Source organism: Methanobrevibacter sp. (genome assembly GCF_045116495.1).
GTDB lineage: Archaea > Methanobacteriota > Methanobacteria > Methanobacteriales > Methanobacteriaceae > Methanocatella.
On sequence record NZ_JBGULU010000089.1, the window covers coordinates 19,574 to 42,220 of the forward strand.

Below are 22,647 nucleotides of genomic sequence, written 5' to 3' on the forward strand. Positions count from 1 at the left end.
AACTTCATGGCTATACTGTAATTACCTTTGCAAGGTTTCTTGGTTTATCAGGATTATATCCCTTTTCGATTGTCACGTAGTAGGAAACTAACTGTAATGGTACTGTATAAACCAACGGAGCAATAATGTCTGTTACTTCAGGATTGATTCCGATGATTTCCTTTGAGTTTTCAGCTATTTTCTCATCGCCTTTAGCACCAACACATAATACGATAGCTCCACGAGCTTTAACCTCTTCAATATGTGTCATTGTTTTATCATAATCCTCTCCAGGTGGGACAACTACAATGACAGGGACTTTTTCATCAATTAAAGCTAGAGGGCCGTGTTTTAACTCCCCTGCAGGATATGCTTCCGCATGGATATAAGTGATTTCCTTGAGTTTCAAAGCACCTTCAAGTGCAATCGGATAGGAAAATCCACGTCCGAGATAGAATATGTTTTCTGCAAAGGTATACATTTTAGATAACTCTTTAATTGTTTCCCTTTCTTTTACTGCTTCATCGATGTATGCCGGAACTTTGTTGAGCTCCTCAATCAATTCACCGTTTTTGGAAAGCAATCCTGCAAACAGATAAATTGCTGTCAGCTGTGCAATGTATGTTTTTGTTGCTGCCACTCCGATTTCAGGCCCTGCCTGAGTCTGAATTACAAATTCCGCTTCATCGGTCATAGCTGATCCTGCAACATTAACGATAGCTAATGTTTTTGATGTTTTTCTGGCTTCTTTTAAGGCCATACGTGAATCATAGGTTTCACCGGACTGTGAAATGAAAATGACTAATGTGTCTTCATCCCATGTTCTTGCAGTGTATTTTGACTCTGATGCAATTACGACATCACATGCAATTCCTGCCATGGATTCAATCAGGTATTTTCCTGTAATTGATGCATGATAGGATGTACCGCAGGCTACAAAGCAGATTCTTTTTACATCTCCGATTTCATCGATAATCTTTTGGATGTTTGCCTTTTGACCTAAAGTGTTTTTTACGGCTTCGGACTGTTCTATGATTTCCTTGATCATAAAGTGAGGATGACCTTCCTTTTGTGCCATTTCAGGAGTCCAGTCAATATATTTGGATTCCCATTTTACATTTTCACCGTTTTTATCATGAATTTCAATGCCATCTTTTGTAAGGACTGCAACTTCACATTCATCAGGTCTTATAACGTCACGGGCATATTCAAGTACTGCAGGTGTATCTGATGCAACGAAATAACCTTTTTCACCATATGCCACGATTAATGGAGAGTCTTTTCTTGTTGCAACAAGTTTGTCAGGCTCGTCTTTGGAAATTGCAACGATAGCATAAGATCCTTTAAGTTTTTCTGTTGTTTTTCTTAATGCATCTTCAAGGCTTTTGCCTTTTTCCATGAATTTTTTAATAAGGTTAGGAATCACTTCACTGTCTGTTGTTGATTTGAAAGTGAATCCTTCTTCAATCAGCTCTTCCTTCAAGTCAGTGTAATTTTCAAGAGTACCGTTGTGAACGACTGCAACGCTTTGTGAATTGTCCATGTGTGGATGGGCATTTGCGTCGGTTGGTCTTCCTGTTGACGCCCATCTTGTATGTGCAATTCCAAGATCTCCTTTCATATCTTCGAAATTCAGGTTTTCGTTTACAGTTTCAATGTCTCCTTTTCCTTTTTTAACATTAATTGTGTTATCATAAGTAGCAATACCTATTGAATCGTATCCTCTGTATTCCAATTTTGAAATGCAGCTGAATAAGATAGGTGCCACATCTTTATTTTCTTTTAAAATGCATCCAACAATTCCGCACATTTTATCACCTTAATATGTTAATTAGTAATTAGTTAAACTTAAGATAATATAAATCGCATAAATAAAATGCTTTATAAACAATTTGTTTTTTAAACAAAATTCTTTAAATAACCTGATTTTGAATTTCAAATCTTATTTTAGCCTAAAGCTATTACTTTACATAATTTAAATACTTTTTTTGATATAATTATCTTTAAGTGATAGTATGAAAGAAAAGATTTTGGAAAAACTTCATGAATTGGAAGTTAGAGAGAATATTACAATTTTATATGCTGCCGAATCAGGTTCAAGAACACATGGCTATTGCAATAAGGATTCGGATTACGATATCAAATTCATTTATAAACATAATGATATTTCCCAATATCTGGTTCTGGACAATTTCGAAGATGTGATTCTTGAAGAGGACGGTTTATTTGATATGGTGGGATGGGATATTAAAAAAGCATTGAACCTTCATTACAAAAGCAATGCAGGTTTAAAGGAATGGTTGGATTCCCCTATTGTTTATATTCCTGATGAAATTGGGCTGTTTAAGAATTTGCCTGAATTCAATTCCGTTACGCTAATGAACCAGTACTACGGCCAGGCTTTAAAAACAAACAAAAAATATATTGCAGGCAGCAATTTAAGGGATAAAAAAATTATTAAAAAAACATTATATGTCATTAGATGCAATTTTTCCTGGATGGAATTAAGCCAAAACCCACCACAGGTATCTGATGATGTGAAGGAAGCTATTTCCAATATGACAGAAGCTTATAAAAATTTGGCATTTGATGATATAACAGATGAGGATCTGCAGTTGATTCACACATGGATTAACGATTCTTTGGATAATTTCAGTTTTGAAAAGCCAAAATCCAAAGCTCAAAAAAAGGATGTTGAAGAATATAATGTAAGATTTCAGGAGATACTGGGTTTAAGATGATGAAGATAGTTTTTATTTGCAGCGGAAATACTTCAAGAAGTCCGATGGCTGAAGGAATCTTTAGGAAAATGGTTAAAAATGCTGATGTTTCCTCTGCAGGTTTTTCAACCGAATCCGGTGAAAAGGCAGATGAATATGCATGTTTAGTTTGCAGAAAACATGGAATTGATTTATCTGACTTTAAAACAACCAATATATCTGATGTTGACTTTAACTCCGTTGATTTGGTATTGACAGCCACAGTTAAAAACAGGGAAAAGATTAAAAAGTTCTATCCGGATATTAATGCCTATACCATCAGACAATATGGCGGATGTAACAGTAATCTGGATATTAAAGACCCGTCCGACGGTGGATTGGGTAGTTATGTGGTCTGTTATTTTAAAATAAAAGAAGCGTTGGAGAAAATTTTGAAAACTCACAGTGAATTCGAGGTGTTAATGTGAAAGTGATGTTTGTATGCACAGGAAACATTTGCAGAAGCCCGATGGCTGAAGCAATATTTAAAGACATTGCTGGTAATGTTGAGGTTTCATCTGCAGGCACTTTTGCACTTGACGGTGAAATGGCATCATACAATGCAATTGAAGTATGTAAAAGTCATGGTCTTGACCTGTCAGGTCATAGGTCAACTCCAATTGAGGATTCAGATATTGAAGAAATGGATTTGGTATTGACCGCAACAGTCAGACATAGGGATTATCTTAAGGGGGAATATCCTAATTTGAAAATATGTACAATTAAGGAATGTGCAGGATATGAAAATCTGGATATTGCAGATCCATACGGTTATAATTTAAATGTTTATGAAAATTGCTTTTTGGAGATAAAAGAAGCTTTGGAAAAGATTTGTGAATCAAAATTTGATTTTTCTAAAATTAAAATTTAGTCAATTTCTAAATTGCTTTGGTTTGGCTAATTGCTTTCAAATCAAGTAATTTTTCATCTATTTTTTAAAAAAAGAGTCATGTTATTGCTCTCGTGTTGAGCTTGTCTAATATTTCTAATTGGTATGGTTTGACTTTATTGTAATTTTGAGGTGTTTTTAAAAGTTCATCGAAGCAATTTAATGCATCTTGCAGTTTATTCATCACTCTTAACACCAGGGCTTTATTGAAAAGAGCGCAGGTATAATTTTCATCTATACTCAGGCATTTATCGAAGCATTCAATGGCTTTTTGATAGTCGCTACAGATAAACAGCACGCCTCCCTTATGGTTCAGCGTGTTGATGTCATTTTCATCCAGCTCCAAAACCAGATCCATTAATGTCAATGCCTTTTCAGGATTGTTTTCCTTGATTAATGCTTTTATGGCCTGCATTTTTAGTCTGTCGACTTTGCTGTTAATGTCAAAGTCCCCGTCATCATAAATAAATTCCCTTTCAAAGGTAGTTTTTATCTCATCAATCAGTTTGTTTGCCTGATTTTCACAGGAGGGGTCTTCTTCAATGGCCTGCATGAGAATGTCAAGTGAATCCCATAGCTTGTTTTCATCTTTAAGTTTAATCCCCTTTTCAATCAGTTCATTCACCGTTTCATCGGCATTATCATTGGCATCGATGATTTCACTTTTTAGGATATTTATGATATTTTCCAGGTTCGGATTGACTTTCAACGCCTTATCAAAATATGCCATTGCATTTTCAAAGTCATTTCTGTGTTTGGCAATCATTCCTTTATTGAGAAGCGCTGATGAGTTTTCAGAAATAGACAGAGAATGATTGAAACATTCATCCGCTTCATCAAATCTGTTCAGTTTCATCAGGGTTGACCCTTTGCCATTGATGGCTTGTGTTTTTTCAGGTTCAATTTCGAGCACTTCATCAAAAATTTCCAAGGCTTTTTCGCTGTCATTTTGCATATAATCGTAAGCTTCATTAATTTTACTGTTGATATAGTCTTCTAGCATAATATCCCTCGATAATAGTTAATAAAAAAAGTAATGGATTTTAAAAAAGAGTGATGATTAATTTGGGGTAAGGTAATGTTTTTTGGCAATATTAGTATTTCCCAACAAGTTTCATAAATTTTATTCGAGTCCAAACTAATCATAACTCAACACCTGAATGGTAGTTTGAATATTCATATTAATAAGTCACATAAAGTAAAAACTTTAATTGACCATGTTACTTCTATACCACACGATGCTTGTCCTCTCTTTTTTCATTCTTTTTATTTCCCTAAAGAAGTTTCCATTACAATCGGGTTTCTTATGAGGTGTGATAATGACCAGATTATTGCTGACTTCACCAATTCTGTAGAGAAGCATTGGAAGCATTGATTTTTCACATAAGTGCATTGCATATGAGCAAATTACAAAATCATAACGTTTTCCAATTCCATTTTGAACAATATCTTTGAAGGTCATTGGGATGCAGCTATTGCCTGTGTTTTTTTCATAGAGGCCTTTGGTGTAGGGATCAATTCCCTCAACACTGCACTCACTAAACATGTTGGACACTTCTCCGCTTCCACAGCACAAATCGAGTATGTTTCCATTAATGTTCCATTCAGTTTTAGCTTCTGTCAAGAGGTTTTCTATGTTACTTTTATGAGGATTTTCATAATCCTGGCTGTGAAGTTTGTAGAATCCGTCTACACCATGTTTTTTGTATTCGTTAATAATCGCATCCATATTGTCACCTCAAACTAATTGTTGGGGTCTTTAATATAAAAATCAGATAAAGCTTTCTGTTTATGGGATTAATTAAATATTAAATAGAATATAGTTTTAAATGAGGTTGTATATTATGTATAAAAATATAGAATCTGCGATAGGATTGCATTTTCAAAGAATATTGAAGAAATGTTGCATCCCACATTGGGAAATCCTATTTTAAATTATTGGGAGGTTAGCTTATGAAAATAATGTTTGTATGTTATGCCAATACGTCCAGAAGTGCAATGGCAGAAGCAATATTTAAAAGGATGGTTGGAGACGATATTGAGGTCTGCTCTTCAGGAATCATGGCAGTAGATGGCAAAAAATCTTCCCCTGTGACTGTTGAGGTGTGCAGATCTCATGGAATCGATATAACTTCCCACACGGCAACCAACTTCAGAAATTCAAATATTGAGGATATGGATTTGGTTTTGACTCTTGAGGACTTTTATACTCAAAGGGTAAAGGATTACTATCCTGATTTAAAAATCTGCACAATCAAGCAGTTCGTTGATGAATATCCTCCGGACATTAACGATCCTGCCGGCGGGGACTATAAGGTATATGATGCCTGTTTTTGCGAGATTGAAAGGGTATTAAAAAAAGTAGATAAAAAAATTAAACTAATTTTGGAATGAAGATTATCAGTCCGATTACTGCAGATGCAATAGCTATTGATAAAACGGCACCTGCAGATGCATCCTTGATAAATCTAATTTCCTCGCTGTAGTCACTGTCAATGTAGTCAAGTGTTTTTTCAATGGAAGTGTTAAATAATTCCGCACTTATTACAAGATCAAATAACATAATACAAATAATCCATTCGATATTGGATAATCCAACAATTAAACCGGCTGAAATAACACACATCATAATTATTACTTGGATTTTCAGATTTCTTTCAGTTGAAACAGTATTGATTATCCCGTTAACTGCATCTTTGAAACTTTTAATTATTGACATGTTAATTCATTTGATTTAGTTATAATTAACTTGATTAAAGAAATTTCTTTACTTATTTTAAATAGGTATTTTGATATATCTATTATTAGATTTTATAATATGAGAATTGAATCTGATGAATAAATATTAGGTTGGGATAATAATGAATACCGATTATTTAAAAGACTTTGAGGAAATGAATAATACAACAGAAAATGTATTTGATTTGGGAGAATCAGGTCTTCTAATCATTTTAAAGGACGGAACTAACTTTACTAGCTGGGAAGACATATATGATTTTGATGATGTTCTTTATATCAGTGAAGACCTATCCAAGCTGGAGGGCTCTTCAAAATCCCACTTATGTGATAATGCAGAAGTTATCATTATTAAAAATTACACTGATAGTCTTCAATTTGGGTTTTATAAAAAGTCTATAAAATCACTTTTTTTCAAGTTTGATTCATTAATCGCTTTCTATGCTATAAATTGGGATATTTCAAAGGAAATAGATATTCGTAACATGTTTTTTCACTGTCATTCTCTGGAATATGTTTTTCTTGAAAATTGGGATACTTCTAATGTAGAAACCTTTTGGGGCATGTTTGCCGGTTGCTGCAGCCTGAAAACATTGGACGGACTTGAAAATTTCGATTTGAGTTCCGCTGTAAAAATGGAATCCATGTTTGAATCCTGCTTTTCTTTGGAAGATGTCTCATTCGCTTCAGATTGGAACATGTCAAATGTTGAAAATATTTTTGAAATGTTTCGGGACTGTTATAGTCTAAGGGATGCGAGCTGTCTGAACTGGAAATTCGGCAATCTTGAAGATGGAGACAACCTGTTTATAAATTGCAATAACCTTGAAAAGCTTCCCGAATGGTACGATGATGAGTTTAGGGGAAAATTCGGTATAAGAAAACATCTTGAAAATGCCGATGATTCATTCATATATAAGATTATAAACGGATTTGACGAGCAGGACATTTTTGTTGCCGTAAGCTACATAGAAAATGAAGAAATGCTAAAGGAGTTAATAAATGATGATTCTTTACATTATTATGTTAAAAGGGCGGCACTGTTAAATCCTAATCTAAAGGACAGTAATATTTTAGAAGATTATGCATTGTATAGTTATGAACATATAGAAAGGGCTTATGCAATTGAAAATCCAAATTTCAGAAACGTTAAACTCTTAAAAAAGATTGCAGAAACTGATAAAAATTATTTGGTCAGATTTCAGGCAGAACTAAAATTAAAAGAATTGCTCTATGATAAGTATCAACAGAATTAGTGCTCTTAAAAATCAACCCTGGGAGGTAACTCTTCAGGGGGATATATTTGACTGGGATAATATGAATTTCAAGGAATTTGAAGAATTATTTAAAAGTGGAGCTAAAGAGATTACTTTAAAAGAAGATGTTGTATTCGAAGCCGGTGAAAAAGAAACCTATGAAAATGGCATTGAAATTAACGAAAAAGGTTTAATTATCAATGGAAATGGCCATGCCATTGACGGAAAAGCTCAGGTGTCCCTATTATACATTAAAGCTGAGGTCACTTTAAAAAATATCCTCTTCAAAAATGCATATTGTGAATACTCCGGCGGAGCAATATTCAATGATGCTGATTTGAAAATTGAAAATTGTGGCTTTTGTAATAACTCCTCTGATGAATTTGGAGGTGCCGTCTATAATAAATGTTATTCCAGATTGACTATAATCAATTCAGGATTTAGAAAAAACAGGGCGGATTATGGGGGAGCCATTTTCAATGATTCAAATTCACTGGCGAATTTGGATGGAGCAGTTTTTAAATCAAACTCTTCTGAATTTGAAGGGGGAGCTATTTACAACAAATCAAAATTATCAGTTTATGGAACTTTGTTTTACGGTAATGCTTCATTTAAGGGAGGATCCATCTATAACGAAGGTATGTTGAATATTAGGGATTGCAATTTTGAAAAAAACATTGCAAGTGAAGGCAATGACATCAAAAATCAGAATGAAAATAATTTAAATATTCATAACTGCAGTTTCCATTGACTAAAGCAATTTGTTTATACGATTTATATATAAAATGAATTAAATATTTAAATAACCAATAATGTGGGGGTGAAAACATGTTTGAATTAGCAGGAAAGTATGCAACAGCTAAAGTCTTTTCAGATGAAGTTGACAGCACAAGCATTTCACAGGTAATCCAATTTTTAAACCAGCCGATTGCCGAAGGCCAGACTGTCCGCATGATGCCGGACATTCATGCTGGAAGAGGATGTACCATTGGAACTACAATGACAATCACTGATAAGGTTGTTCCTAATCTTGTAGGATCAGATATCGGCTGCGGAATGGAAGTATTATACCTGGATACTGATGAAATAGATTTTCAACGTCTGGACAGTATCGTTCGAACAAAAGTCCCTCACGGTTATAATAAAAGAGTTGTTCCGCATCATTTCATGAAGGATTTTGATTTAACAAGACTCAAATGTTATTTCAATCTTGAAGCGGGAAGTGAAGGCAATTTCGATTTAGGAACTCTTGGTGGCGGAAATCATTTCATTGAAATAAACAGAACTCAAAACAATGAATTGATCTTGGTAATTCATTCAGGAAGTCGCAGAATCGGTGCAGATGTATGTGACTATTACCAGAATGAGGCTCTCAAGGAGTTTAAAAGACATCATAACATGGCTCAAAATAAGGATTTAATCTACTGTGAAGGAAAACTGTTCGAGGACTATATTCATGACATGAAAATCATGCAGGACTTTGCAGCCCGCAACCGTCAGGCCATTGCTGATACAATTCTTACTGAATACGGAATGGATTACACTAAACAATTCACAACTATCCATAACTATATTGATATGGACAGGATGATTTTAAGAAAGGGTGCGGTTTCAGCAAACAAAAACGAAACTTTAATCATTCCAATCAATATGCGTGACGGATCCATCATTTGCAAAGGTAAGGGAAATCCTGATTGGAATTATTCAGCTCCTCATGGTGCAGGACGTCTGTTCAGCCGTTCAAAAGCTAAAGCCGAACTGTCTTTCGACGAATATCAACGTACTATGGATGGAATCTATTCAACATCCGTTTCCCAAAAAACTATTGATGAATCTCCGATGGCATATAAACCAATAGATAATATTTTAAATAATGTTGAAGATACAGTTAAAATAATGGAAATTGTAAAACCAGTTTATAATTTCAAAGCTTAAATAAGGGTTATTAATATGTCTGGGTTAAAGTATATGGATTTATCTTTAGATGAAATCTTAAAAAATCTTCAAATGTGTAAATCAGTTGTAGCTAATCAGGAAGAATCAATTATCAAGTTTAGAGATGTTATTCTTTCAGCTTCTAATAGGCGTGTGGTTTCAGAGAGAAAAACCACAATTTTCCTTGCAGGCGCAGGAAGGTCAGGTTTTGTTGCAAAATCCTTTGCAATGAGATTGATGCATTTGGGCTTTTATGTTTATGTATTTAATGAAACAATAGCTCCTCCTGTACGGGATGGTGATATTATTATCATCATTTCAAAATCAGGCAAATCCAATTCAATCACTCAAATCGTTGAGGATTCCAAAATAGACAATGTAAAATTTTTGGCAGTTTGCGGAAATACCGAAAGCGAACTTGCACAAAAGGCTGATGCCAGAATTGTCATAGATTCCCTTCCTCAAACTTTAGTCAGACTTGAAGATAATGATGTTAAAGAATTCATGGAAACTCTGCCAAGAGCTTTAATCAACTTTGAAAGTGATGAAGTGGTAAGGGGTAAAATAGAAGCACTTCCTAAAAAATCAGCAGATTTAAGTGATAATGAATTGTGGAAGGAAATTAATGATTTGCCAAATCAGATCAGAGGAATCAGCAATATTTACCGCCCGCTTGAATTAATCTTAATGGGAACAGCTTTTGAGGTTTCAGCTCTGGTTTTACTAGATGCTTTGGTTGCTGAGTTAATGCAAAGTTTAAATTTACGTGAAAAAGATTTGAAAGCTTATCATGACGTATTAAGCAGTGCAATTTAAGTATAAAATTTATGGAGATATATTATGAACGATTCAGACATTGATAAAACAGTAATTCTTGACTCTGAAGGGTCTGATTTAATTTCAGAAAAGTTATCTGCAGTAAACAATAAGGCCAGATTTTCAATTCTTGAAATTTTAAGAGACCATCAAAAATATAATCAATCACAGTCAAAAGACCCGTTATATTCCCGTGAAATAAACAGCGAACTCTTAAATAAGTATAATATTGAAATCTCACCTCAAAGATTAGGACAGCTAATGAAACAGCTTAAAGATGCCAATATGGTTAAAGAAGTTGAAATTAAAAAGGAAGTGCCTAATAAAGTAGGTAAAAGAGGTGTTAAGGCATATGTCTTAAAGGAAGATGCCTTTGAAGATTTGTTCTTGGATATCACTTTCCTGTCAGATGAACTTTTCACATTCTTTGATTTGTATAAGTCCAATCAGAAATTCCATGAAGATGGAAACTGCGTCTTGACAGTATTCAATGGAGTGGATAAGGGCAAAACATTTAAAGTTAGAAAAGATGAAACTGTTCTGATTGGCCGTAAGGCTAATTTCTCACAGGATGACTTGGCTTCATTTTCCATTCTCCTGGACAACAGCTATGATACAGTTTCAAACATATCCAAACCTCATTTAAAACTGTTCTATAAGGATGACGACTGGTATATAATTGATGAAGCCAGTTCAAACGGAACTTTTATTGGAGATTTGGAAGTACAGAAAGGAAGACCTACTAAATTAAAACCTAATTCATTTTTAAAATTATCTAGAGGAAATGGCGGAGCAGTTATTTATTGTTCATTTTAATTAGATTTTTTTAAATCTAATTCGGTGGTTTAAGTGGACTTTGATGAGGTAAAACACTTAATTGAAGAATTTTTTAATGGCAAATTTGAAGTTAAAAAATTTCTGGGTGAAGGATCATTTGCAAAGGTGTATTTGGTAAACCATAACTACCTAGATGCCTTGATGGCAATGAAAATCATCAAAGAACCCTTAAGTGCCACAACCAATAAAAAAGACGTTTTTCGCGAAGTAACCCTTGCTTGTCAGATTAGGCATGAAAATATCATAAGTATCTATGATGCTGCGGAAATAAACAATTTTGAAGACGGCAAAAGCCATGCTTATTTTGTAATGGAATATGTTTCAGGAGGCGATTTGGAGCATTTTTTAAATTCATATGTTGAAATCAACATGTTCATGCCCATAAGCCTTTGTCTGGATTTGATGGAGCAGATTTTGAGCGGTTTGAATACTCTCCATTCTGCAAATCCTCCAATCATTCACCGTGACCTGAAGACAAATAATGTTCTTCTCAGTTTCAATGCCTGCGGCGACATTGTCATTAAGATATCAGACTTCGGTTTTGCAAAGGAAGTCACAACCACCATTTCAGACATTGATATTGCAGGAACAAGGCCATATATGGCTCCTGAACTTTTTAACAAATCTGTTTCAACCAGAAGTGACATATATGCTGTCGGTGTCATGTTCTATCAGCTATTGACAAACAGGTATCCTTATAATGTTGGTGATTACACAAATGAGGAATTGGTTGAACTGAAACCATGGAAAAAGGATTTGAAACCTCCAAGTCATTATAATCCGCAGGTTTCGGACTTATTGGATGAAATCGTACTGAAAAGTCTTGATGTCAATCCCAATAATAGGTATGGTGATGCCAGTGAGATGCTGGTTGATGTTAAAAAGGCCATTGATGAGCATGATTCAGCTCAAAGCATGCCTTCAGCTAACACTAAAGATAACTACAATGATGATTATTGCGAATATATTATCAATGATTCAATTAAAGAGGCTTTCAGGCTTGCAAAATGTGAAAATAAACTTAATGATGCTATTGAAATATTGGAAGGAGAAGTTTTGGAGAATTATGCAATCCGTAAATTCTACTCTGAAACGCTTAGAATCTGGAAATCAAAACGCCCTGATTTGAAACTGATTTCAAAAGCATTTACGGTCAATCTTAAGGGCAGGCATTATAAACTCTCCTGTAACTTTTTAAAGGAAGCTATTGCATATAATCCATCGCTTAAAAGTAAATATCAACATTATATTGATTTGTGGGAGATTTTCATTGATTTGGAAAGGCATGGCAGTCTGTACAAAGCTGTTGTGCTGCTTGAAAAGCTTATGGATTCAAATCGTGAAATCAGAAAGCTCTACAAGGACATTCTTCCAACGCTTAAGAGTTACTCAGTTGATGAAATAATAATTGAGGCTATCCGTTTAGTCAATCTGAATGATTTATCATCCGCTGCTAACCTGATGGAGTTTGCAGTTGTTATGGATGATCAGGTCAGGAAAGAATATGCATATAAACTGTCACTGTGGAAACAGAATATGAAAATGCATTTCAAGCACTCCAGCAAAATCAAGGAAGATACAATTGATTATGCAATAGATTTGGGAACAACCGACTCGGTAATATCTTATTTTAACAATGGAAATCCTATAATTATTAAAAATCACAGGACTGGAGAAGATTTCACTCCGTCAGCGGTTTTGGTTGATGAAGCTGATACTGTGGAAGTCGGCGTTAGTGCAAAGGATGCAATATTGAAAAACGACAGCAATGCAGTTACTGAATTCAAGCATAATATGGGCTTTTCCATTCCATTCAAATTTGAAAAGTCATCCCGTGTGATGTTTCCCGAAGAGCTTTCCGCTGAAGTTTTAAAGGATTTGAGAGTGTCTGTATATGATGAAACCGGTGTAAATATTGAACATGCAGTGATTTGTGTTCCTGCAAATTCAAATCCGATTAAGACAAAAGCTGTTAACGATGCAGCTGACCTTGCAGGATTCAGATCACACAGTCTCATATTGGAGCCGATTGCAGTAAGTCTTGCTTATAATCTTCATAAAACTAATGGAATCTGGATGATTTATGACTTGGGCGGTGGAACATTCAACGTTAGTCTGATTAGGGACAATAAAGGGGAACTTGAAAAACTTGCAACCGACGGATTGGAAAATCTTGGAGGAAATGCATTTGACTGGAAGATTGTCGATGATTTATTCAGGCCAAAAATAGCATATGACTTGAATCTGGATGATTTCAGACGGGGCAATCCGAAATATGTGGAAGTTTTTGCAAGACTTAAAAATGCCGCCGAAATTTCTAAAATAAATTTATCTAAAATGGGCAAGACAGACATATGCATCAGCAATCTTTTTGATGATTATGACTTTAGATATACTTTAACAAGATATAAGTTCAAGGAAATTATAGACCCTTTAATAGAATATACGTTTAAAGTAGTGAGAAACCTATTAGAGGAATACTCAGTTAGTGAGGAAGATATTGATAAAATTATCCTTGTTGGAGGCTCATCCATCAGCCCTATTGTACAGTCAATGATTAAAAAGGAATTTTCATGTGAAATAGAATCAAGCCTAAATCCGCTGACAGTAGTATCAAAAGGTGCTGCAATTTATGCGGGAAGCCTTGAAAAACCTCACATTGACGTCAAAAAAGAACCGTTGTCAGTGCTTTTAAAGCATAAGAATGGTGTTTTGAAAGGTAAGGTATTTTCAAATGATTTGAAATCGTCATTTTTAGGCTATGATATTGAAATTGCATCAGAAAGGGTGCCTTTGAAAATAGACGGAACATTCAAGTTGGAAAATCCTCCTCAAAAATATGACATTGCCATATGGGATAATGAAAATCCGGTTGAACTTGATGCTAAATCACCGGACTGCATTGATGGCGAAATGATATTTATTCCATACTTAAATAAGGAATTTGACATTAACGCTGATTCTCAATTTAAGGAATTGATGAATCGGTACTCAAAATTATTAAAGGAAATTGATTATTTAAGCGAATATTCATTGATTAATGAGTGTGAAATTCAAAAATATATAGAAACATTGCTTGAAATATCCCAAAGGGATAAAATTGCCCTTAATCAGACAGAAATTTATATAGATTATTTAACCGGTATTGTGGAGGATGCAAAAAGAAATCTGGAACATTCAATGCTTCTGGAAAATGTAGCCGGAAAAATTGAAGTTGTAAAGAACAAAGGGCTGTTTGAAATTGGAGATCGGGGCAATGATTTGGAAAAATACGATTTGGACGAACTTAGAGACATTCATGCTTCTCTGGTTGAGGAATATGTCTCATTAAATAGAGATGTTGTAATCATTGACTGCTTTTTCAATTTAAAACTTGAAGGGGTATATACGAACAATGAAAAACTGGCAGATGAGTTAATTGAAAATGCACAGTTAGCTTTAAATCTTAAAGATTATGAAGAGCTTTTAAGCATCGTTAATGTATTGTATGAACTTGATGAGCGTGATGGTAAATGAAATGCTTTATATCATTTATATACATTATCAAATAGATTAGGAAGTAGTGGTAACCTATGAAAAACCCAAAAAATTCTATAAAACCGACAGTAATACTTAATAAAAGTAATTCAGATGGATTTTTAGACTTTAACTCTCCATTTGATTTGTCTGAAGTTATTAAAGTATTGAATAAATCAAAAAGGTAGGTGAAAGTGATGGGAGACAAACTAATTGAATTACCAAACCACGGTCGTCTTATTGTTGTAACCGATTTGCATGGCAATTTGGATGATTACAATCATTACTTGAATTTATGGGATGAATCCGATCCTGATTTTCACATTGTTTTTACCGGAGATTTAATTCATGGTATGGATGAAGATACTGATGGTTCAGTTCAAATTCTTGACGATGCAATGGCCAAATCAAAGGAATATTCAAATTTCCACACACTTTTAGGAAATCATGAATGGGCACATATTACAAACAAGGAGATTTACAAAAATCGTCAGCCTCTTGTTTTAGGCTTTAAAAATGTAATTTCTTTTAGCAAAGGATTTATTGAACCTCATCTGACAAATTACATTAAATTCTTTAAAACAATGCCTTATTTCGTAAAGACTGAAAACGGATTATTCATATCTCATTCAGGACCTTCCGATAAGGTAAGAAATATGGAAGGATTCAATAAAATCTTTGAAGGAGATTATTCCGGTCCGATTTTATATGATTTTTTATGGAACAGATATAATAGTGTAACCGACTACACAAAAGCGGATGTTAGCAGATTTCTGGAAATCGTCGGCTCAAAAGTTATGGTTGTGGGTCACTGTCCGGTTGAATCATATAAAGTATTTGGCAGTCAGATAATCATGTCCTCAAGTTTCGCTACAAAAGTAAAAACTTATTTGGATATTGATTTGTCTATGGAAATAAATGATGTTAAGGATGTTCAAAAACAATTGAAATTCATTATCGGGTGATTGGATGTATTACATGTATCATCACGGAAAAAAGACTTATGAAGAAATAAAAAGATATTTTTTCAAGGACTTAGATGATACTCTCCTGGGATTTGTCCGGTCAAACGGCAGGACCGAAGGTTATCCGGAACATCTTTTGACTGTTTTTATAGCTTTTGATTTAACAACAGAATATTATTTGGACTTTGAACTGGATGAAAGAGATTATGAACATTTTAAACGTTTAAATTTTTCTTTTGAAAACTGGATGTCAGTTTATGGTCTGTTCAAACAAACATTGAAATTCAACCATAGGCTCAATCCATTCATAAGTCTGTTTTATTATAATTTAATTTATTCAGGTCCTTTTGGCGAGGATATTGAAGGCCTTGACATGTCTGATGAACTTCTGGCTTTGATGGGTGAAGAATTGAAAAAATTATATAATCTTTTCGACAAATATTTCATTAGTGATGATTCATGTCTGATAAAAGAGATTGTAGAATCCGCAAAAGCGGTTTCAATACCTGCATTTGTCGTTGTACATCTTGCTAATTGGATTAATGAACATGTTGGTGATGACAAAAAAGAGTTGGGAGACTTGATTTGTGAGCTGTACATAACAGCAATAGAGAAAATATTTAAAAAACCGGAATTAACAGACAATGATTACATGGAAATCAGTTCCATATGTTTTGAAGTGGACACTTCAAATTTCAATGAAAATCAAATTGATCATGTTTATTCTGTAATTGGAAAATATAATGTCGATAAAATGAAAAAATCAATATATAGAAGGAGCTTTATTCGTAATCCAAGATTTAGGTGTTAAGTATGACTGAAAAAGAGACTGAAAATGATTTAAAAGGTTATATCGATAAATTTTTCGATGAACTGGTATTATATGATGACTATAAAAATGGTCATTGCTATAAGGACTTGTTAAAAGCGGGAATTGATTTATTTTTTGAACATGAGAACTCCTATAATGCATATGAAATTTATAGGACATTTTTCATGATTTATCAAATCACAGATGAGGATAACTTAAAAAACAATGGTGAAGTGATAACCCTTGTAAAAGAACCTAATGTAATCCTCAATTTGGTTAAGACAATGAAAAAATATGAGGAAAGCACTGGGGATTTGATTGACAAACAAAGGGATCACCTTATTCACTCTGTAAATGTTTTCTTATTGGGTCTGGCAATTTATGCCCAAAACAGAAAATACAGGGAATTTTTCCAGGGTTATGTTTTCAAAAGTAATTATGATACATATTACAGACTTGAGAACGGTGATTTTTCCCATGAGGAATTTTTATATCGTTGGGGAATAGCTGCTTTATTCCATGATATAGGATATCCTGTTGAAATTATTGGAAAGCAACTTAAAAAATTCATTAATGGGGGAGTTAAATCAATTTCACCGACATACAGTGCAGATACTGCAATTGATTTTAAGGATTTCAATGAATTTAACACCCTTGTAAAATTGGATTGTAATTTTGCAGATGAGTTTACAAAAACATATCCTGAGGCCAAATTCCTGAATCTATTCAAACCAACAGATATTGTTGCCCATAAGATATCAACAGATTTTGGCAGCGTTAATGTTAATGATGTAACAAATCACTTGGATAATTTTGTTTATTCCATGGGTGAGCTTGGTTTTATCGACCACGGATTTTTTTCATGTATTTTGGTATTGAACTCCTATGGTTATCTAATCCAGAAATATGCTCAAAACCATGACTTTTTCTTCTATCCTATAGTGGATAGTGCATCAGCTATTTTACTGCATAACTACTACAGAAACGTATTGCAAAAAGATCCGTTTAACTTAAGGGAGCTCCATCCGTCCCAGTCTCCTCTTGCTTTCCTATTGATATTATGTGATGAGCTTCAGGAATGGGGAAGACAGGCATTTGGTGTCAAAGACAAACAGAAAGCTCATGTAAACGGATTTAAATTAACAATCGATGACGATATGTTAAATATAAGATACATTGGTCAAAGCGGATATCTTGGTAAAGGATTTCATAAAGATAAAAGGGCACTTCTTTATAATGTCTTATCTGTTGATAGTGTATTCCAATCTGGTTTAATTGTTTCTACTGATGTTCAAGAACATTTCATTACATCTGGTATCGATGATGATATTCAAGGTCCGGATATTCTTTTAAGAAATGTTGAAAACCTGGCTATTATGATTCATGAATATTATAATGACACTATCAGAAAAGAGTATGAGGATGCAGTTGAAAAAGGTGATGTCAGTGAGGAGTTACAGGAAAAATATGATGGCATAAAATCCTATCATGAACTTTCACCTCAGCTTAAGATTGCCAATATCAGGCAAGCAAGGTCCATTCCAACCAAATTGGCAATGATTGGATGTGAAATTGCAAACAAATCCGATGAAAGGCCAGCAATAACAGAATTTTCACCAGATGAAGTGGAGGATTTGGCAATTTTCGAGCATGATGAGTGGTGCAAGGAAAAAGAAGGAACCGGCTGGACATACGGTGAAGTTAAAGATACTGATAATTTCATTACTCCATATTTGGTTCCATGGGATGAGTTAACAGAGGAAATCAAGGAATACGATAGAGATCCTGCAAGAAACATTCCATCTTTAATGCAATCAATAGGATTAAAAGTTGTTACAAGCAAAATCAGATTATTGACATTTGAAATGCATGATTCTTATCAACAAGATGTTGCATTTGATGATTTGCCGGAATATGTCAAATATACTAACTACAAACAGGCTGATTACTTAATTAAAATATTGTCCCTTATGGGTTATTCCGTTGTTGATGCAGATTCATCCGGTGAAGCCATAACAGGTTTTGATTATGACACATTGGATTATTTTGCTGAAAGGGAACATGAAGCATGGTGTAAACTTAAATTTAATTTGGGTTGGAGATATGGTCCTGTAAAAGATGAAATATCAAAAACTAACCCTAATCTTGTTGAATGGGATGTCCTTGACTTCGATAACAAAGAAGCCAATAGAAACACCTTCAAGAATCTTCCTGAAATGTGCAGAAAAGTCGATTTGAAAATTGTTAAAAACTAATTAACAATTTTTATTATTTTTTTTAAAATTTTTTTGATGTAAACTATTTTTTCCATCATGTTAAACTTATCTATAATTAAATATATATTTAACTTTAATTAGTTAAGGTGGAACAACGATGAGTAATGACGCTATTGATAATGAAAATTTCAAAAAATACATCGATGATTTTTTTGATGGTCTGGAGTTGTATGATGATTACAAGGGAAGGCATCACTATAAAAAATTATTAAAGGCATCAATTGATGTTTTTTTACAGTATGAAAGTAAATATACTGCTAAAGATGTATATAGAATGTTTTTCATGATTTACCAAATCACCGATGAGGATAAATCAAAAAGACAGGAAAAAAAGGATCTTGTTGGCGAACCGAACACTGTTTTAAACCTCATAGAGGTAATGGAAAAATATGAAAAGAATACCGGTGAACTAATCGACCGTCAAAGGGACCATTTTATCCATTCAGTCAATGTTTTCCTGTTGGGTTTGGCAATATATTCCCAAAATCAAAACTATCGGGAGATATTCACTGATTACATCGAAGAAAGCGATTATGAAAAATATTATGGTTATAAAGAGGGTATCGTATCTCGTGAAGAGTTTCTGTATCGCTGGGGAATAGCTTCACTATTGCATGATATAGGCTATCCGTTTGAAATTGTTGGAAAGCAATTGAAGAAGATAATCAATGAGGGTGTCAAATCCATTTCTAATTCTTATGATGTTAAACTGGGCATTGATTTTGCCGAATTTGATGAATTCAATTCAATTGTAAAAATTCCTCCATATTGCTTTGCTGAAAAATACCGTGAGAAAAATGATGATACAAGAATTTTAAACTTATTTAAACCTACAGATATCCTTGGTTACAAAATTGCGAAGGATTTTGGTTTTGATGAGAACTACACTAAGCTTTTAATTGATGATTTAAATTCATTTGTTGAATATATGAAAAAAGAGGATTTCATTGATCATGGTTTTTACTCTGCAATTTTGGTTTTAAACTCATATGGTAAGGTTCTCCAGAAATATAAAAAAGATTATGATTTCTTTTTCTATCCTGTTGTAGACAGTGCATCTGCCATATTATTGCATAATTATTATAATAAGACATTGCAGAATAAAAAGAAACCATTCAAATTAAAAGTAATGGATCCTCATAAGTCACCTATTGCTTATTTGTTGATTTTATGTGATGAACTTCAGGAATGGAACCGACAACCATTTGGAATACTGGACCAGAAGAAATTACATGTAAATGAGTTGCTCATTGAAATCAGTAACAGAAAAATGACTATTGAATACATTTTAAAAGATGGTTTCATAGGTTTGGGCTTTTCAAAAGATAAACAGGAATTCATAAATGGCGTTTTAGATATTAATCCAGTTTTCGAAAATGGACTTGATGTTGGCAGTGAAGTTCGACCTGAAGTACAAAATGAAATAATGAGGCACAGTGACATTGAAGATATTCAGGCTCCGGACATATTTATGAGAAATATTGAAAAAATAGCTATACAAATCAATAAAAATTATAATGAATCTATTAGAAAGCGATATGCCCGTGCAAAGAAAAAGGGAAAAATACCTGAGGATTTAGAAAAAGCACATAGCTATTTAGAAGATGATTTCTTTAAATTAGCCCCTGAATTCCAATTATCCAATTTAAGGCAAGCAAGATCAATTCCAAAAAAATTAAACCTGATAGGTTGTGAAATTGCTCCTAAAAAGGATCCAAGACATAGAATAGGGCCAAGAGGTTTTGATGAAAGCGAAATTGAAAATTTGGCAAGGTATGAACATCAGGAGTGGTGTGAAGAAAAAAGAGGCAATGGCTGGATTTTTGGAGAAGTAAAGGATAATAAAAAAAGAATTTCTCCTTATTTGGTGAAATGGGAAGAATTAGATGATAAAACAAAGAATTTGGATGAGAATGCTATAAAAAACATACCTAAACTTTTAGAGTCAATCGGCTTAAAGGTTGTCAGAAGCAAAATCAGGCTTCTTACATATAAAATGCAGGAGTATTATGAAAAGGATAATCCTCAAGAAACAAAAGACCAGAATGCAAAAGTTAAAAAGAATGCCACTTCCGAAGAGAAATTTAATGCATTGGACAATCATGTAAAATATGCAAATTACAAGCAGGCAAATTTCATTGTTCAAATTCTCAAGGAGAAGGGTTATGAACTGGTGGACATTAATGATAAAAGAGATTCAATCCCTGAATTTGGCAATAATGACATCGAACATTTTGCAAAAAGGGAGCATTATGGCTGGTGCAGGCTTAAATATGATTTAGGTTGGAAATTCGGTGAAAATTTCAACGAAGAGAAAAAACTATCTCCAAATCTTGTAAAATGGGAGAAATTAAACAAAAAGGTTAAAGATAATAATAGAAATACTTTTAAAAATCTCCCAGTCATGTGTGCTGAGGAGGATGTCAGCTTAAAGATTGTCAAAAGTGAATAATTTTTTTATTCACTCTTTTTTTTATTTTTTTCAAATCGATTTTAAACTATAGCAATTTTATATTACATCAGCTAATATATTTGTAATGCAGACCAGTGACAATATAGAATCGATTATCAATAACCCGAGAAAAGCCATTAATAGATTGGCATTTCCAACTATTTTTTCAATGCTATTAATGTTTCTGAATAATCTAATTGACAGCTTTTGGGTTTCAGGGATAAATGCTGATGCATTGGCCGCTTTAGGTTTCATATCTCCATTATATCTAGTTATAATAGGTCTTGGAAGCGGTGTCGGAGCAGGTGCAAATTCTCTGATTTCCAGATATGTCGGTGCCGAAAGATTTGACGATGCAAACAATGCAGTTATTCACTCATTGATTTTGATGGTAATAGTATCTGTCATTGTTTTAATTGTCGGTGTTTTCTTTTTGGATGATTTGGTTGTTCTTCTTGGTGCGGCAGGTGTCAAATCATATTGTCTAAGCTATGGATTTATAATATTTTTGCTCAATATTGTATTTCTGGCTCCAAATGTTACTGCAAGCATATTCAGAGCTGAAGGTGATGTGGCACGTGCTACAAATCCTTTGATTTTAACTGCAATTGTCAATATGATTTTGGATCCGATTCTGATTTATGCTCTAAATCTGGGCATTTTTGGAGCGGGCCTTGCAACAGTAATATCTTCATTTATCGGATGGCTGTGGATGCTTTACTGGATTTATGTTAAAAGGGATACATTCTTTAGGTTTGATTTATCCTATTATAAACGCAATTTTGAAATATATAAGGAAATTCTTGTTGTTTCTCTTCCTGCAGGAACAGAAGAGATTATCTTTTCTCTGGTTGCAATAATTCTTAATTATCTGATTATGGTAACAGCTGGCGTCAATGAGGTTGCATCATTTACAATAGCCTGGAGATTCATTTGCATTGCATTTTTGCCGTGCATGGCAATTGGAATAGCTACGATAACTGTTTCAGGTATTGCATATGGTGCAAGAAACTGGCAAAACTTCAATGAAACAATTAAATACTCTACAATGCTGAGTCTTGCAATTACATTGGCTATTTGCTTTGCCTTTTATGTTTTTGCATTTCCAATATGCGGACTGTTTAACTTGCAGGCGGCAAATCCCGCTTTGGTTGGCCGTGCAGCCGAAATATTGCAGCTTCTGGTCTTTTACAATTGTCTGATTTCTTTTGGAGCTACCGCTGCATATACCTATCAGGGTGTCGGTGCAGGATTCAAATCATTGGGTTTGACAGTTTTAAGGGAATTGATATTGAGCATGGCCTTTGCTTATGTGATGGGCATTACATTTTCAATGGGTGTTTTTGGAGTGTATCTGGGAGCAATTATCGGAATGAATATAGGTTCGATTCTGGGTTTTGCCTGCATTTGGATATTCAAT

The 22,647-nt window shown here is 33.9% G+C and carries 20 protein-coding genes; 16 read left to right on the top strand and 4 right to left on the bottom strand.

The window, feature by feature from the left end; genetic code table 11:
* Positions 1 to 10: 10 nt before the first annotated feature.
* A complete protein-coding gene (gene glmS, locus ACJMLH_RS04605; protein ID WP_405275165.1) occupies positions 11 to 1,789 on the bottom strand; it encodes a glutamine--fructose-6-phosphate transaminase (isomerizing) in 1,779 nt (592 codons plus the stop codon).
* Between the two features lie 205 nt (positions 1,790 to 1,994).
* Here glmS and ACJMLH_RS04610 point away from each other — a divergent pair, with 205 nt between their 5' ends.
* From ACJMLH_RS04610 to ACJMLH_RS04620, 3 genes are read left to right on the top strand one after another with little or no spacing between them, the layout of a single operon-like run.
* On the top strand, positions 1,995 to 2,720 hold the full coding sequence (locus tag ACJMLH_RS04610; protein ID WP_405275167.1) for a DNA polymerase beta superfamily protein: 726 nt from the start codon (positions 1,995 to 1,997) through the stop codon (positions 2,718 to 2,720).
* Positions 2,717 to 3,166: a hypothetical protein gene (locus ACJMLH_RS04615; protein WP_405275169.1), complete on the top strand. Its 450-nt coding sequence runs from the start codon at positions 2,717 to 2,719 to the stop codon at positions 3,164 to 3,166. Before ACJMLH_RS04610 ends, ACJMLH_RS04615 begins: the two co-directional genes overlap by 4 nt.
* Positions 3,167 to 3,171: 5 nt before the next feature.
* The gene (locus ACJMLH_RS04620) at positions 3,172 to 3,609 is read left to right on the top strand and encodes a low molecular weight protein arginine phosphatase (protein WP_405275171.1); all 438 of its coding nucleotides are present in this window, start codon (positions 3,172 to 3,174) and stop codon (positions 3,607 to 3,609) included.
* Between the two features lie 76 nt (positions 3,610 to 3,685).
* On the opposite strand, the gene ACJMLH_RS04625 is transcribed toward ACJMLH_RS04620, so the two are convergent.
* Together ACJMLH_RS04625 and ACJMLH_RS04630 are read right to left on the bottom strand one after the other, a co-directional pair.
* The gene (locus ACJMLH_RS04625; RefSeq protein WP_405275173.1) at positions 3,686 to 4,630 is read right to left on the bottom strand and encodes a tetratricopeptide repeat protein; all 945 of its coding nucleotides are present in this window, start codon (positions 4,628 to 4,630) and stop codon (positions 3,686 to 3,688) included.
* Between the two features lie 204 nt (positions 4,631 to 4,834).
* Positions 4,835 to 5,356, bottom strand: a complete 522-nt coding sequence (locus ACJMLH_RS04630; protein WP_405275175.1) for a hypothetical protein — start codon at positions 5,354 to 5,356, stop codon at positions 4,835 to 4,837.
* 224 nt (positions 5,357 to 5,580) lie between these two features.
* Between ACJMLH_RS04630 and ACJMLH_RS04635 the strand changes: the two genes are divergently transcribed.
* A complete protein-coding gene (locus ACJMLH_RS04635; protein ID WP_405275177.1) occupies positions 5,581 to 6,021 on the top strand; it encodes a hypothetical protein in 441 nt (146 codons plus the stop codon).
* Here the strand turns inward: ACJMLH_RS04635 and ACJMLH_RS04640 are convergent.
* The gene (locus ACJMLH_RS04640) at positions 6,002 to 6,346 is read right to left on the bottom strand and encodes a diacylglycerol kinase family protein (protein WP_405275179.1); all 345 of its coding nucleotides are present in this window, start codon (positions 6,344 to 6,346) and stop codon (positions 6,002 to 6,004) included. The genes ACJMLH_RS04635 and ACJMLH_RS04640 overlap by 20 nt on opposite strands.
* 142 nt (positions 6,347 to 6,488) lie before the next feature.
* Here ACJMLH_RS04640 and ACJMLH_RS04645 point away from each other — a divergent pair, with 142 nt between their 5' ends.
* The 12 genes from ACJMLH_RS04645 to ACJMLH_RS04700 form a co-directional block, all read left to right on the top strand.
* The gene (locus ACJMLH_RS04645) at positions 6,489 to 7,619 is read left to right on the top strand and encodes a BspA family leucine-rich repeat surface protein (RefSeq protein WP_405275181.1); all 1,131 of its coding nucleotides are present in this window, start codon (positions 6,489 to 6,491) and stop codon (positions 7,617 to 7,619) included.
* 61 nt (positions 7,620 to 7,680) lie between these two features.
* Positions 7,681 to 8,370: a hypothetical protein gene (locus ACJMLH_RS04650; RefSeq protein ID WP_405275183.1), complete on the top strand. Its 690-nt coding sequence runs from the start codon at positions 7,681 to 7,683 to the stop codon at positions 8,368 to 8,370.
* A gap of 77 nt (positions 8,371 to 8,447) precedes the next feature.
* The gene (locus tag ACJMLH_RS04655; RefSeq protein WP_405275185.1) at positions 8,448 to 9,554 is read left to right on the top strand and encodes an RtcB family protein; all 1,107 of its coding nucleotides are present in this window, start codon (positions 8,448 to 8,450) and stop codon (positions 9,552 to 9,554) included.
* A 15-nt stretch (positions 9,555 to 9,569) separates the two neighbouring features.
* Positions 9,570 to 10,370, top strand: a complete 801-nt coding sequence (locus ACJMLH_RS04660) for an SIS domain-containing protein (RefSeq protein WP_405275187.1) — start codon at positions 9,570 to 9,572, stop codon at positions 10,368 to 10,370.
* Between the two features lie 24 nt (positions 10,371 to 10,394).
* A complete protein-coding gene (locus ACJMLH_RS04665) occupies positions 10,395 to 11,186 on the top strand; it encodes an FHA domain-containing protein (protein ID WP_405275189.1) in 792 nt (263 codons plus the stop codon).
* 33 nt (positions 11,187 to 11,219) lie between these two features.
* The gene (locus tag ACJMLH_RS04670; RefSeq protein ID WP_405275191.1) at positions 11,220 to 14,723 is read left to right on the top strand and encodes an Hsp70 family protein; all 3,504 of its coding nucleotides are present in this window, start codon (positions 11,220 to 11,222) and stop codon (positions 14,721 to 14,723) included.
* Positions 14,724 to 14,779: 56 nt separating this feature from the next.
* Positions 14,780 to 14,911 carry a hypothetical protein gene (locus ACJMLH_RS04675; protein WP_405275193.1) on the top strand — a complete coding sequence of 44 codons (132 nt, stop codon included), beginning with the start codon at positions 14,780 to 14,782 and terminating at the stop codon, positions 14,909 to 14,911.
* Positions 14,912 to 14,920: 9 nt separating this feature from the next.
* Positions 14,921 to 15,688 carry a metallophosphoesterase gene (locus ACJMLH_RS04680; protein WP_405275195.1) on the top strand — a complete coding sequence of 256 codons (768 nt, stop codon included), beginning with the start codon at positions 14,921 to 14,923 and terminating at the stop codon, positions 15,686 to 15,688.
* A gap of 4 nt (positions 15,689 to 15,692) precedes the next feature.
* Positions 15,693 to 16,499 carry a hypothetical protein gene (locus ACJMLH_RS04685; RefSeq protein ID WP_405275197.1) on the top strand — a complete coding sequence of 269 codons (807 nt, stop codon included), beginning with the start codon at positions 15,693 to 15,695 and terminating at the stop codon, positions 16,497 to 16,499.
* 2 nt (positions 16,500 to 16,501) lie between these two features.
* Positions 16,502 to 18,754 carry a RyR domain-containing protein gene (locus ACJMLH_RS04690; RefSeq protein WP_405275199.1) on the top strand — a complete coding sequence of 751 codons (2,253 nt, stop codon included), beginning with the start codon at positions 16,502 to 16,504 and terminating at the stop codon, positions 18,752 to 18,754.
* A 118-nt stretch (positions 18,755 to 18,872) separates the two neighbouring features.
* Positions 18,873 to 21,227 (top strand): RyR domain-containing protein, encoded by a 2,355-nt coding sequence (locus tag ACJMLH_RS04695; protein WP_405275201.1) that lies wholly within the window; start codon positions 18,873 to 18,875, stop codon positions 21,225 to 21,227.
* An 85-nt stretch (positions 21,228 to 21,312) separates the two neighbouring features.
* A partial coding sequence (locus tag ACJMLH_RS04700; RefSeq protein WP_405275203.1) for an MATE family efflux transporter occupies positions 21,313 to 22,647 on the top strand: 1,335 nt, incomplete at its 3' end.